We start from the raw sequence: 12,813 nt of genomic DNA, 5'->3' as shown, positions 1-12,813 counted from the left end.
ATACAAAGGAGATGCAGGATGTACAAGTTAATCGCAATAGATATGGACGGAACACTATTAAACGATCATCATGAAGTGACGGCTGAAGTCCGCGGGGCGCTTGATGCCGCCAAAGCGGAAGGGGTCAATATCGTCCTGTGCACGGGCCGGCCGATCGGCGGCGTGCGTCGGTATTTGGAAGAGCTGAACTTACAGGAAGAAGGAGACTTTGTGATTGCCTATAACGGCGCACTCGTCCAAAATACGTATACAAACGGTGTCGTGGCCGAGCAGTCATTAGGCTTTGAAGATTTGGAGTCGCTTTACGAGCTGAGCTTACAGCTGGATACCCCGATGCATTACTTTGACACAGCCAATCTGTACACGCCGAACCGGGATATCAGTGAATACACGGTTTACGAATCATATATCACGAAAGTGCCGCTTCATTTCCGCACGATCGATGAAGTGCCGAAGGATATTCTGATTCCGAAAGTCATGTTCATTGACGATCCGGACAAGCTGGAGAAAGCGATCGCTTCCATTCCGGAATCATTCAGGGAAACATACACAATGGTCAAAAGCGCGCCATTCTTCCATGAGATTCTTCATCCGAAAGTCAGTAAAGGAAACGCGGTCAAGCTGCTGGCCGAAAAACTCGGCATTGAACAGAAAGACGTCATGGCAATCGGCGATAACGGCAACGACATGTCCATGATTCAGTGGGCCGGCTGCGGTGTGGCAATGGCCAATGCCATCCCGGAAGTAAGGGAGATTGCTGATTTTGAAACGAAATCAAATAACGAACACGGCGTGGCGCATGCGATTCAGGAGCTTGTGCTGAAAAAATAGGCACCCCATCAGAGGGTGCTTTTTTACCGCGTGTTTTGGTGATATGATAAGCGGAGAGGGGAGGCGCGACATGGATCGTGAAAAACAGCAGCTCAGCATAGAAGCGGCAAAACTATATTATCAATCAGATTACAGCCAGCAGCAGATCGCCGAACGGCTTAATCTGTCACGCCCCACCGTTTCAAGGCTGCTTCAGTACGCAAAGGAAAAAGGGTATGTTCAAATTCGCGTCATGGACCCGTTTGAGGATCTGGACGAACTCGGCGCAAAGCTGGAAGAAGAATACGGGCTTCTTGAGGCGCACGTCGTCTTTTCTCCAAGCGACGATTACCAGGCCATTACACATTACTTAAGCCGCTATGGCGCAGACTATATGCATAAAACCGTAAAGGACGGCGATATACTCGGCGTAAGCTGGGGGACGACGATGTACCAGATCGCAAGCCGCATGGAGCCGAAGCAGGTAAAGAGCGTTGAAGTCGTGCAGCTGAAAGGCGGCATCAGTCATTCCAATGTCAATACGTATTCGTCAGAAACGATTCAGCTGTTCGCCGAAGCATTTCAGACCATGCCGAGGTATTTGCCGCTGCCGGTTATATTTGACAGCGCTGATGTGAAACAGATGGTCGAGCGGGACAGGCATATTAAGCGGATCATTGAAATGGGCAGACAAGCCAATATCGCCCTGTTTACGGTCGGAACCGTCCGGGATGAGGCGCTGCTTTTCAGACTCGGCTATTTCCGGGAAGAAGAGAAACAATTGCTGAAAGCACGCGGAGTCGGCGATATTTGTTCGCGCTTTTTTGACGAGGAAGGCAGGATTTGCAGCAGCAGCATTAACGGCAGGACGATCGGAGTTGAGCTCAGCGACTTGAAAATGAAAGAGCGTTCGATTCTGGTGGCGGGCGGCAGCAGAAAATGCAAAGCCATTCACGGTGCCCTGAAAGGAAAGTACGCCAACGTTTTGATTACCGATCAGCATACGGCCAAAAAACTCATTCAAGAATTGTGACAATTCATGAACAGAATTTCAATTACCAATTTACATATGTTCAAAATTCGGTTATTCTAAACGTATCCTAGGAAAAAGGAAGTGCATACAATGTCAATTGCAAGTCAAATAGACCATACTGCTTTGAAACCGCATACACAAAAAGCGGATATTTTACAACTGATAAAAGAAGCAAAAGAATATAAATTCGCTTCCGTTTGTGTGAACCCGACTTGGGTCAAACTCGCAGCGGAGGAACTGAAGGGCACGGGAGTTGACGTTTGCACCGTTATCGGATTTCCTCTCGGCGCAACGACATCGGAAACAAAAGCATTTGAAACGAAGGATGCCATCTCAAAAGGAGCCACTGAGGTTGACATGGTCATCAATATCGGCGCATTAAAAGACGGCGATGATGAAGCGGTTGAAGCTGATATCCGCGCGGTAGTTGAAGCAGCTGATAAAAAAGCGCTCGTCAAAGTGATCATCGAAACATGCCTTTTGACAGATGAAGAAAAAGAGCGCGCGTGCCGCTTGGCGGTATCCGCAGGCGCCGATTTCGTCAAAACGTCTACCGGTTTTTCTACAGGCGGGGCAACGGCTGAAGATATCGCTCTCATGAGAAAAACAGTCGGACCGGACATCGGGGTCAAAGCATCAGGCGGCATCAGAACAAAAGCGGATGTTGACAGCATGATGGCTGCGGGCGCGAGCCGGATCGGCGCAAGTGCGGGCGTCTCTATCGTGAGCGGCGGAGACAGCGGCAGCAGCGACTATTAATCAGCAGTGCGGAAGCCGAAAGCTTCCGCCATCCTCTTTCTTTGTTGATGCATAAAAAATTGTAAGCGAATACAAATAAAAGGAGAACACATATGAAGTATCTCATCGGAATTATCGGAATCATTGTGTTTTTAGGTCTTGCCTGGCTTGCCAGCAACGGCAAAAAAAGAATCAGAATCCGGCCGATCGCCGTCATGCTCGTGCTGCAGCTGATTCTCGGTTATATTCTCCTCAACACCGGTATCGGGAATTTTCTTGTCGGCGGTTTTGCAAAAGGATTTAACTACTTGCTGGAATATGCATCAGAAGGGATTAACTTTGTATTCGGCGGGCTTGTGAATGCGAAACAGACGACGTTCTTCATGAGCGTGCTTCTGCCGATCGTCTTTATATCCGCTTTAATCGGAATTCTGCAGCATTGGAAGGTCCTCCCCTTCATCACGAAGTATATCGGTCTTGCGTTAAGCAAGGTGAACGGAATGGGGAAAATCGAATCTTACAACGCTGTCGCATCCGCGATTTTAGGGCAATCAGAAGTCTTTATCAGTTTGAAAAAACAGCTCGGCTATCTTACTGAACAGCGCTTATACACGCTTTGCGCGTCCGCAATGTCGACGGTCTCGATGTCGATCGTCGGTTCTTACATGATGATGCTGAAGCCTGAATACGTCGTGACGGCGCTTGTGCTGAACTTATTCGGCGGATTTATCATCGCTTCTATCATCAACCCGTACACCGTCAGCAAAGAAGAGGATTTGATCGTCGTTCCTGAAGAAGAAAAGCAATCCTTTTTTGAAGTGCTCGGTGAGTATATAATGGATGGATTCAGAGTCGCCGTTGTCGTAGCGGCGATGCTGATCGGATTTGTCGCACTCATTGCCCTGGTCAACGGCGTTTTTAACGCGGTCTTCGGCATTACATTCCAGGCGCTGCTCGGATATGTATTCGCGCCGTTTGCGTTTTTAACCGGTATTCCGTGGAATGAAGCGGTGAGCGCCGGAAGCATTATGGCGACGAAAATGGTATCGAATGAATTTGTGGCGATGCAGACGCTCTCATCCGGCGATTTCCATTTCAGTGCGCATACACAGGCAGTGGTATCTGTATTCCTTGTCTCATTCGCGAATTTCTCCTCTATCGGGATCATTACCGGTGCGGTGAAAGGGCTGCATGAAAAACAAGGAAACGTCGTCGCGCGGTTCGGGCTGAAGCTGCTGTACGGCGCAACGCTCGTCAGCTTCCTGACAGCGGCGATCGTCGGATTGATTCACTGAACATAAATGAAGGACAGGTGATAGATCATGAGAATGGTAGATCTTATTGTGAAAAAACAAAATGGAAAAGAACTGACAACAGAAGAAATTCAATTTTTCGTAAAAGGATATACGGACGGAAGCATCCCTGATTACCAGGCAAGCGCCCTTGCTATGGCGATTTACTTTCAGGATATGACGGATCAGGAGCGCGCCGATCTGACAATGGCGATGGTCAATTCAGGGGAAACGATTGATCTCTCCGCCATTGAAGGCATTAAGGTCGACAAGCACTCTACGGGCGGGGTCGGCGACACGACAACTCTCGTACTCGCTCCGCTCGTCGCGGCGCTCGGCGTTCCCGTCGCTAAAATGTCCGGCCGGGGCCTTGGCCATACGGGGGGAACCATTGATAAGCTGGAAGCGATCGAAGGCTTCCACGTGGAATTGTCAAAAGATGAATTCATCAAGCTTGTGAACCGCGACAAGGTAGCCGTCATCGGACAAAGCGGGAACTTGACGCCTGCTGATAAAAAGCTGTATGCGTTGCGTGATGTAACGGGTACGGTGAATTCCATCCCGCTGATCGCAAGCTCAATTATGAGTAAAAAAATCGCCGCCGGAGCAGATGCCATCGTGCTTGACGTCAAAACGGGAGCCGGCGCGTTTATGAAAACGGATGAAGACGCCGTGAACCTCGCCAAAGCAATGGTCCGCATCGGAAACAACGTCGGCCGCCAGACGATGGCCGTGATTTCTGACATGTCGCAGCCGCTCGGTTTTGCGATCGGGAATGCCCTGGAAGTACAAGAAGCCATTGATACATTAAGAGGGGAAGGCCCTGAAGACTTAAACGAACTCGTCCTCACGCTCGGCAGCCAAATGGTCGTATTGGCGAAAAAAGCTGAGACATTGGAAGAAGCGAGAACGAAGCTTCAGGAAGTCATGAAAAACGGCAAAGCGCTTGAAAAGTTCAAAGAGTTCCTGAGCAATCAGGGAGGAGACGCTTCCGTCGTTGACGAACCGTCCAAACTTCCGCAGGCGGCGTACAAAATTGACGTTCCGGCAAAAGAAGCGGGTGTCGTTTCAGAAATCGTCGCTGACGAAATCGGCGTCGCAGCGATGCTGTTAGGCGCGGGACGTGCGACAAAAGAGGACGAAATCGATCTTGCCGTCGGCATTATGCTCCGCAAAAAAGTCGGTGACAACGTCGAAAAAGGCGAGCCGCTCGTCACCCTTTACGCCAACCGCGAAAACGTTGACGACGTGACTGCCAAAGTCTATGACAACATCCGCATCTCAGAAAAAGCGGAAGCGCCGAAACTGATTCATACGCTGATTACGGAATAAGACAAAAAAGGCACATACCTCATCAGTATGTGCCTTTTTTTATGGCATGGTTTTATCCAAATGAATGTCACGGACGGATTGTTTCGGCTGTTTCTTTCTCAAAAAACGAATGAGATAGCACAGGATCATACAAGGAATTCCGCAGAAGAGGGCGATTCTTTGATTGGGATCAAATGCAAGGCCTACGCATGAAGCGAAACATAAGATCACAGCGGCGATCGGAACGAGAGGGTATAACGGTGTGCGGAAGGTCAGATCCGCGACGCGTCCGCCGTTTTTCACATAATGTTTTCGAAATAACAGCTGAGACAGGGCGATGCTCATCCACACCACGACGCCGGCAAATCCGGCTATTGCCACGAGCACTACGTAGACCGTGCCCGGGGCGGCGATGCTTGAGATCAAGGATATGCAGGAAACGGCCATGCTGGCGAGCAGGGCATTCAGCGGAATGCCTTTCGGCGTGACTTTTTTGAACCGGGCGCTGATCATGTTTTCATTCGCAAGAGACCACAGCATCCGGGTGGAAGCATACAGTCCGGAGTTGGCGACCGAAAGCAAAGCGGTTAAAATCACGAAGTTCATGATATCTGCGGCGTATGGAATTCCGATTTGGGAAAAGACCGCGACAAACGGACTTTCAATCACACCGGCTTCCTTCCAGGAGATCAGTCCGGACAGCACAAAAATGGCGCCGATAAAAAAGATGACCGTTCTCCAGGCGACATTTCGGATCGAACGCGGAATATCTTTTGCCGGATTGGCGGTTTCACCCGCTGTAATTCCGATCAGCTCCGTCCCTGAAAAGGCGAAGCTTACGGAAATCATTGCGATGAAAACCGCAAGAAAGCCGTTCGGAAACAGTCCGCCGTGTGAGGTGAAATTCGACAGCATCGGAGCTTCACCCGAACCGTGCAATGAAATCAAACCGAACATTGCGGCGCCGCCTAAGATGATAAATAAAAGGATGGTAACGATTTTGACGCTGGAAAACCAAAACTCCGTTTCTGCAAACAATTTAACGGAGAATGCATTGGCGGCAAAAAGGAGAGCCGCGAAAATCGCGCTCCACATCCAGACGCTGCTGTGGGGAAACCAGCGCTGCATGAGGATACCGGAAGCTGTAAACTCCGATCCTACCGTCACCACCCAATTCACCCAATACATGATACCGACCATAAAACCCGTGGACGGCCCGATAAACGTTGTCGCATACGTTTGAAATGAACCGGTCACAGGCATGGCTACTGACAATTCTCCGAGACACTGCATGACAAGATACATCATCAAGCCGCCGATCAGGTAAGCGGCGATCGTCCCGCCCGGCCCGGCCTGGCTCAATGTATACCCTGTGCTCAAAAACAGCCCCGTGCCGATGACCCCTCCCAATGAAATCATAAATAAGTGCCTGCTTTTCATCGTACGCTTTAGTTGATTGCCGCCTTGATCAACATCCATCGTGATCTCCCCCTTTTTGCGTGGCATGAGAATCTTCCGGCAGCCGAGAGCACGCGTGCCGGATTTGACTTTAACGTGACAATTTAAATCCCTTCAATGCATGTAAAATGACGTGTGCGGCTGCCCTGCTTGTCATATCGCGAAAATCAAGTGTCGGATCAACCTCAACGATCTCAATACCCGAGATGTCAGCCTCCTGGGCTAAATACCTGACAGCCTGAAGCAGTTCCTCGGTATACAGGCCTCCGGGGCCGATCGCAGGACAGCCGGGCGCATGAGCTTGATCCAGCACATCCATATCAACCGAAATAAAAATGGCGTCGGCTCTTTTTTGAACGGCCGGCAAAGTGTCTTGTATCGTTCGGAGAAGCCCTTTCTCCCGGATCATCTCCATTGTATGCACGTCTGCCTGACGTTCTTTTACATATTGTTCGTATGCCAAGCTGTTGCTGAACTCCCTGATTCCAAGCTGAATCAGGTTTTGTCCGCTTATGATGTTTTCATCTAACAGACGGCGGAACGGCGTGCCGTTTGTCGGCCCTCCGTCTTCTGTGTTGCGGACGTCGTGGTGGGCGTCGAATTGAAAGACGGCTGTTGTTCCTTTCGTTTCCGCAATGGCTTTAATGGCGGAATAACTGATGGAGTTGTCGCCGCCGAGAATGACGGGCACCCAGTCAGGCTGGTCCGTCAGAATATCATAAATGGTCCGATAAATGTGTTCATGAGATTTGACGACATCCGTGACGTGAATCTGAATATCGCCGATATCGTACAGATGGTCAATGACATGCTCCCGCAGCTCCGCGGAATATGCGGAAATGCCGCCGAGCGCCCGGCGGATCGCACCGGGTGCAAAGCAGGCGCCGGAATGGCTGATTGACGACTTAGAAAGCGGAACGCCGATCAAAGCCGGCCCTTTGATCGTTTGTCCCGCCCACGCTTCCGTCACATCGCCGATCCTTGTCACATGGCGGTCGTTGAAGAGGGAGCCGGCTTTTTGCAGAAACGGATACTTAGCCAAGAGCGGCTCCCTCCCTTGAAACGACCGTCTTTCCGTTCTTGATGACACAGCGGACATGATTGACGCCGTAATGATACGGGATATACATGTAATTCGGCGCTTCCCAAATAACAATGTCAGCCGCCCGTCCGGCTTTAATTTGTCCGGCCTCTTCGCCTTTTCCGATCGCATACGCGGCATTAACGGTGACAGCGTGCCAGATTTCTTCTGCGGTCATTTTTAAATGAAGCGCGGCAATTGACATGATGAGCTGGAGATTTTCCGTCGGTGAGCTGCCCGGGTTGAAGTCAGTCGCCAAACTGACCCGTACGCCCGCATCAATCATCTTCCGGGCTCTCGCATAAGTGTGTTTGCCGAGATAGAAAGTCGTGCCCGGCAGCAGGACGGCGATTGTTCCGGACTCCGCTAGCTTTTCGATGCCTGCGTCAGACGCCCCCACCAAATGATCGGCAGAAACAGCATGCAGCTCTGCCGCCAATTCCGCGCCGCCGAGCGGGTCAATCTCATCAGCATGAATTTTCAAGCCGAAACCAGCTTCAGCCGCCTTTTTCAGGTAGTCCCGTGACTGGCTGACGGTAAAGACGCCTGTTTCTGTGAAAATATCGGCAAATTGCGCAAGGCCTTTTTCTTTTATGTCAGGCAAAAGCTGCAGCATGCGATTCAGAAATTCGTCAGGGCTGTTCCGGTACTCAGGCGGAATGGCGTGTGCTCCCATAAAGGTCGTGACAAGGTCGACCGGCTGGCGCTCACCCAGTTTTTTCGCCGCGATCAGCTGTTTCAGCTCCGTGTCTTTGTCGAGTCCGTACCCGCTTTTTACTTCCGCGGTCGTGATGCCGTATGACAGCATGCGTCCGAGGTGAAAAAGCCCTTTTTCAATCAGTTCTTCTTCGGAGGCGGCTTTCGTGTCTCTGACCGTTGACAAAATACCGCCGCCTTGCGCCAGAATATCCAAATAAGACATGCCCTGAATTTTTAAATTCAGTTCTTTTTCGCGGGACCCTCCGAATACAAGATGGGTATGGGGATCGACGAGGCCGGGGGTGACGAGCCGTCCCCCGCAGTCGATAATGTCTCTTGCCTCGTATCCTTTCTCCGCTCCTTGATGTCCGGCAAAAACAATGCGCCCGTCGTGAACGCCGATGACGGCATTTTCCGTGACATGAAGATCCTGCATGCTCCCGCCGAATCGGGGGCCGCCGGATTCCATCGTCAGCAGCTGGCCGATGTTGGTGAGTATGGTATCTATTTGTTTCGGCATGTTACCGCTCCTTTTTCATCGGTATTATAATGTCTTGTTCCTCGGCGACTTGAACCGCTTTTTCATAACCTGCGTCCGCATGGCGGATGATGCCCATACCCGGATCGCTTGTCAGAACGCGGGAAAGCCGTTGTTCCGCAAGGATGCTGCCGTCAGCGACCGCGACCATTCCCGCGTGAAGGGAATACCCCATGCCGACGCCCCCGCCGTGGTGAAAAGAAACCCAGCTTGCGCCTGAGGCCGTGTTGATCAGCGCGTTCAGCACCGCCCAATCGCCGACCGCGTCGCTTCCGTCTTTCATCGCTTCTGTTTCCCGATTCGGAGAGGCGACAGATCCGCAGTCTAAATGGTCTCTTCCGATGACGATCGGGGCTTTCAGCTCGCCGTTTCTGACCAATTCATTGATGGCGAGCCCCATCTTTTCCCGTTCACCGTAGCCGAGCCAGCAAATACGGGACGGCAGGCCTTGGAACGTGACTTTTTTCTGCGCCATGTCAATCCAGCGGTGGAGGGCTTGATTTTCTGGAAACAGCTCTTTTAATAAAGCGTCCGTGCGGTATATATCTTCAGGGTCACCGGACAGCGCAGCCCAGCGGAACGGCCCTTTTCCTTCACAAAATAAAGGCCGGATGTAGGCCGGAACAAATCCCGGAAAATCAAAAGCATCGGCGAGACCCTCATCTTTGGCAGCCTGGCGGATGTTGTTGCCGTAATCAAAGACGATAGCCCCTTTTTTCTTGAAGGCGAGCATGGCTTCCACATGCTTTTTCATACTCTGCTTGGAAAGCCTTACGTATAATTCAGGCTGATCCCGGCGCAGGCGGTCGGCCTCTTCAAGTGAGTATCCTGCCGGAATATAGCCGATCAGCGGGTCGTGAGCGGAAGTCTGATCGGTCACGATGTCAATATGGACGCCGCGGTTCAAAAGCTCATGATGCACCTCTGCCGCATTGCCGAGAAGGCCGATCGATAAAGGTTCTCCGGCTTGTCTGGCTGTTTCGGCCCAGCGCAGCGCTTCGTCAATTGATGCGGTTTTCCGGTCGCAATAGTTTGTTTCTATCCGTTTATCAATCCGTGTTTCATCCGCTTCAACGGCGATGACGACGCCATCATTCATCGTGACGGACAGCGGCTGGGCGCCTCCCATTCCGCCAAGTCCGGCCGTCAGCGTAAGGGTTCCTTTCAGACTGCCGCCGAAATGCTGTCTCGCAAGCTCCGCAAAGGTTTCATAGGTGCCTTGCAAAATACCTTGTGAACCGATATAAATCCAGCTGCCGGCGGTCATTTGCCCGTACATCATCAGTCCTTTTTTCTCAAGGTCATGGAAATGCTCCCAATCCGCCCATTTCGGCACGAGGACCGAATTAGCCAGCAGGACGCGGGGCGCGCGGCTGTGCGTGCGGAACAGTCCGACCGGTTTTCCGGATTGGATCAGCAGTGTTTCATCATCTTTTAATGTTTTGAGGGAGCGCTCAATCGCGTGAAAAGCATCCCAGTTTCGCGCGGCCTTGCCTATGCCGCCGTATACGATCAGATCCTCCGGCTTTTCGGCAACCTCCGGGTCAAGGTTGTTTCGGAGCATGCGGAGCACGGCTTCCTGCTCCCATCCTAAGCATTCAAGTTCGGTGCCGCGGCCGGCGCGGATTGATTTCTTTACATCAGTCATCTTGTAAGTCCCCCTTCATTGGTCATCAGTTTTTGGTGATGCTCATTCGGCAGAAAAGACTCCTTCTTTAGCCAGTCACTCAGATGTTCGATGTCATAAGAAAACACGCGGTCTTCTTGTATGGACGGCACGATGTTTCTCATTTCGAGATAGAGCTGTTTTGTGTACGAGGCGCAATGTTCCGCACCCCGGTATTCCACGGCCTGCAGCGCGCAAATGGCTTCAACGGCAAGCACCCGTCTCGTATTCGCGATGATCTGGTAGGCGTGCCTTGAGGCGATGGTTCCCATGCTGACGTGATCCTCCTGGTTTGCCGATGAAGGAATGGAATCGACACTGGCGGGATGGGCCAGGGTTTTATTTTCTGACACGAGGGAGGCCGCCGCATATTGCATGATCATCGCTCCGGATTGTAAGCCGGGCTGAGGGCTCAGAAAGGGCGGCAGGTCATTCAGCTGCGGATTCACAAGCCGTTCAATACGGCGTTCAGAAATATTCGCAAGCTCGGCCGCCGCTACTTTGAGAAAATCCATGGCAAAGGCGATCGGCTGTCCGTGAAAGTTTCCGCCTGAGATGATTTTGGCGCCGTCTTCGAAAATGAGCGGGTTATCTGTCGCGGCATTCATCTCAATTTCTAATTTTTCTTTTACATACGCTAATGTCTGCCATGATGCGCCGTGGACCTGAGGGATACAGCGGATCGAATAGGCGTCCTGGACACGCAGCTCCCCTTGGACGGTCGTCAGCTTGCTGTCTGACAAGTAATAGCGGATTCGCTCTGCGACATCCATCTGTTCCTGATATCCGCGGGCGGCATGAATGTCCTCGTCAAACGCATCGATAATGCCCTGAAGGCCTTCGATCGTTAAGCTCGCGATCCGTTCCGACTGATAGGCCAGCTTTTCGGCCTCGAGATAAGCGATCAGCCCCATCGCGGTCATGGCCTGCGTTCCGTTGATCAGCGCGAGCCCTTCTTTAGAGGTCAGGACGGCCGGCTGAAGGTTTGTCTTTTCCAAAGCATGAGCTGCCGGCATCCGGGCCCCTTCGTAAAAGACTTCGCCTTGCCCGATAAGCGCCAGTGCGAGATGAGAAAGCGGCGCCAAATCTCCGCTCGCCCCCAGTGACCCTTGCTGCGGGATGACCGGGTGAATGCGATGATTGAGATACGCGAGCAGTTGATCAATCAGCTCAGTCCGCACGCCGGAAAAGCCTTTCAGCAGGGCATTGGCGCGCAAAAGCAGCATGGCCCGCGATACAGATTCCGGAAACGGATCACCGACGCCGCACGCGTGAGAAAGAATCAGATTCAGCTGCAGATCCGCGGCGTCTTCTTTTTGAATCAGCACATCGCTGAACTTGCCGAACCCCGTCGTAATCCCGTAAATGGTCTTCTCTTCTTGAACGATCCGTTCAACCGCCGCCCTGCTTTTTTTCACACGTTCCATGCTTTCGGCAGATGCCTGAACCTCTTCAAAATCAAACAGCACACGCTGGGCATCTGCGGTTGTCAGTGAGGAACCGTCTAACGTTACCATCATTTCAACCCCTTTTTCTTTACTTTGGTAAAGCGCCCATACAAAAAGGAGCTATGCCATGAAAATGATGTTTCATGCATAGCCCCCTATCATCTGAAATCTATGGGCTGATTCATATGTGATTAATTCCGACTCCGAATGTTTCGTGCTCAAGCCCCTTAATCGGAGCTCCGATCGTACCGTAAAGGGAAACGGCGATCCAATCGCCTTCCGCCTCGCTTTCATACGGATTTCCCCGCAAGACGGCAAACTTCAGGCCCACGGTACGAAGCAGCGAGCCAAGCAGCATTTCGCCCCGCGTCACTCCGTGCAAAGCTTCCATTGTGGCATGATACAGCGCATGTGATTCGCGATAACCCTCAGATTGAATGACGCCGCTCTTTTTGGAAGCGGTTTCAATTGCAGCTACCACCTTATGCGCATCCATTGAACCCACCCTGCCGAGACAGACTTTCCAGCCGTCCCGTTCCAGCCGGCTGATCTGCTGGTTTTCTTCAGTCTCATGAAGCAGAAGAAGGACGGACAATCGCCCGATGCGGCGGTCTTTGTGTAAGGTCATATATGCTTCACTCAATTCTTAAATATTCTGATAACTAGTAACTGTTTTTTATATTAAGTGTTTGCGAATCAGAAGTCAAAACTTTTTTTCCAGTCTTTCACAAATCAGATT

General features: G+C 51.5%; 11 protein-coding genes. 5 read left to right on the top strand and 6 right to left on the bottom strand.

Translation table 11 applies throughout. The features are described 5' to 3' along the window. The first annotated feature begins 18 nt into the window (after positions 1–18). From yidA to VP472_RS19255, 5 genes are all read left to right on the top strand, one after another. On the top strand, positions 19–831 hold the full coding sequence (gene yidA / locus VP472_RS19275; RefSeq protein WP_071392479.1) for a sugar-phosphatase: 813 nt from the start codon (positions 19–21) through the stop codon (positions 829–831). 70 nt (positions 832–901) lie between these two features. Then, positions 902–1,843, top strand: coding sequence for a DNA-binding transcriptional repressor DeoR (locus VP472_RS19270; RefSeq protein ID WP_146275887.1), 942 nt, complete (start codon positions 902–904; stop codon positions 1,841–1,843). A 90-nt stretch (positions 1,844–1,933) separates the two neighbouring features. Beyond that, the gene (gene deoC, locus VP472_RS19265) at positions 1,934–2,602 is read left to right on the top strand and encodes a deoxyribose-phosphate aldolase (protein WP_146275885.1); all 669 of its coding nucleotides are present in this window, start codon (positions 1,934–1,936) and stop codon (positions 2,600–2,602) included. Between the two features lie 92 nt (positions 2,603–2,694). Next, positions 2,695–3,876 (top strand): NupC/NupG family nucleoside CNT transporter, encoded by a 1,182-nt coding sequence (locus VP472_RS19260; protein WP_004393280.1) that lies wholly within the window; start codon positions 2,695–2,697, stop codon positions 3,874–3,876. Positions 3,877–3,903: 27 nt separating this feature from the next. Then, positions 3,904–5,205: a pyrimidine-nucleoside phosphorylase gene (locus tag VP472_RS19255; protein WP_004393283.1), complete on the top strand. Its 1,302-nt coding sequence runs from the start codon at positions 3,904–3,906 to the stop codon at positions 5,203–5,205. Between the two features lie 39 nt (positions 5,206–5,244). On the opposite strand, the gene VP472_RS19250 is transcribed toward VP472_RS19255, so the two are convergent. The 6 genes from VP472_RS19250 to hutP form a co-directional block, all read right to left on the bottom strand. After that, a complete protein-coding gene (locus VP472_RS19250) occupies positions 5,245–6,663 on the bottom strand; it encodes an amino acid permease (RefSeq protein ID WP_004393284.1) in 1,419 nt (472 codons plus the stop codon). A gap of 70 nt (positions 6,664–6,733) precedes the next feature. Continuing rightward, on the bottom strand, positions 6,734–7,684 hold the full coding sequence (gene hutG / locus VP472_RS19245; RefSeq protein WP_146275880.1) for a formimidoylglutamase: 951 nt from the start codon (positions 7,682–7,684) through the stop codon (positions 6,734–6,736). Beyond that, positions 7,677–8,942: an imidazolonepropionase gene (hutI, locus tag VP472_RS19240; protein ID WP_146275878.1), complete on the bottom strand. Its 1,266-nt coding sequence runs from the start codon at positions 8,940–8,942 to the stop codon at positions 7,677–7,679. Before hutI ends, hutG begins: the two co-directional genes overlap by 8 nt. A gap of 1 nt (position 8,943) precedes the next feature. Continuing rightward, positions 8,944–10,608 (bottom strand): urocanate hydratase, encoded by a 1,665-nt coding sequence (gene hutU / locus VP472_RS19235; protein ID WP_146275877.1) that lies wholly within the window; start codon positions 10,606–10,608, stop codon positions 8,944–8,946. Further along, the gene (hutH, locus tag VP472_RS19230) at positions 10,605–12,143 is read right to left on the bottom strand and encodes a histidine ammonia-lyase (RefSeq protein WP_025853677.1); all 1,539 of its coding nucleotides are present in this window, start codon (positions 12,141–12,143) and stop codon (positions 10,605–10,607) included. Before hutH ends, hutU begins: the two co-directional genes overlap by 4 nt. A gap of 112 nt (positions 12,144–12,255) precedes the next feature. After that, positions 12,256–12,702: a histidine utilization transcription antiterminator HutP gene (gene hutP, locus VP472_RS19225; RefSeq protein WP_004393292.1), complete on the bottom strand. Its 447-nt coding sequence runs from the start codon at positions 12,700–12,702 to the stop codon at positions 12,256–12,258. Between the last annotated feature and the right edge of the window lie 111 nt (positions 12,703–12,813).

The sequence above is a fragment of the Bacillus sp. MT(2024) genome (assembly GCF_036362845.1).
GTDB classification, from domain to species: Bacteria; Bacillota; Bacilli; order Bacillales; family Bacillaceae; genus Bacillus; species Bacillus velezensis.
This window is presented reverse-complemented; position numbering and strand designations above follow the sequence as displayed.

Coding starts and splice junctions, on each gene's coding strand:
- yidA (WP_071392479.1), top strand. CDS start 19: ATGTACAAGTTAATCGCAATAGATATGGACGGAACACTATTAAACGAT.
- VP472_RS19270 (WP_146275887.1), top strand. CDS start 902: ATGGATCGTGAAAAACAGCAGCTCAGCATAGAAGCGGCAAAACTATAT.
- deoC (WP_146275885.1), top strand. CDS start 1,934: ATGTCAATTGCAAGTCAAATAGACCATACTGCTTTGAAACCGCATACA.
- VP472_RS19260 (WP_004393280.1), top strand. CDS start 2,695: ATGAAGTATCTCATCGGAATTATCGGAATCATTGTGTTTTTAGGTCTT.
- VP472_RS19255 (WP_004393283.1), top strand. CDS start 3,904: ATGAGAATGGTAGATCTTATTGTGAAAAAACAAAATGGAAAAGAACTG.
- VP472_RS19250 (WP_004393284.1), bottom strand. CDS start 6,663: ATGGATGTTGATCAAGGCGGCAATCAACTAAAGCGTACGATGAAAAGC.
- hutI (WP_146275878.1), bottom strand. CDS start 8,942: ATGCCGAAACAAATAGATACCATACTCACCAACATCGGCCAGCTGCTG.
- hutU (WP_146275877.1), bottom strand. CDS start 10,608: ATGACTGATGTAAAGAAATCAATCCGCGCCGGCCGCGGCACCGAACTT.
- hutH (WP_025853677.1), bottom strand. CDS start 12,143: ATGGTAACGTTAGACGGTTCCTCACTGACAACCGCAGATGCCCAGCGT.
- hutP (WP_004393292.1), bottom strand. CDS start 12,702: ATGACCTTACACAAAGACCGCCGCATCGGGCGATTGTCCGTCCTTCTT.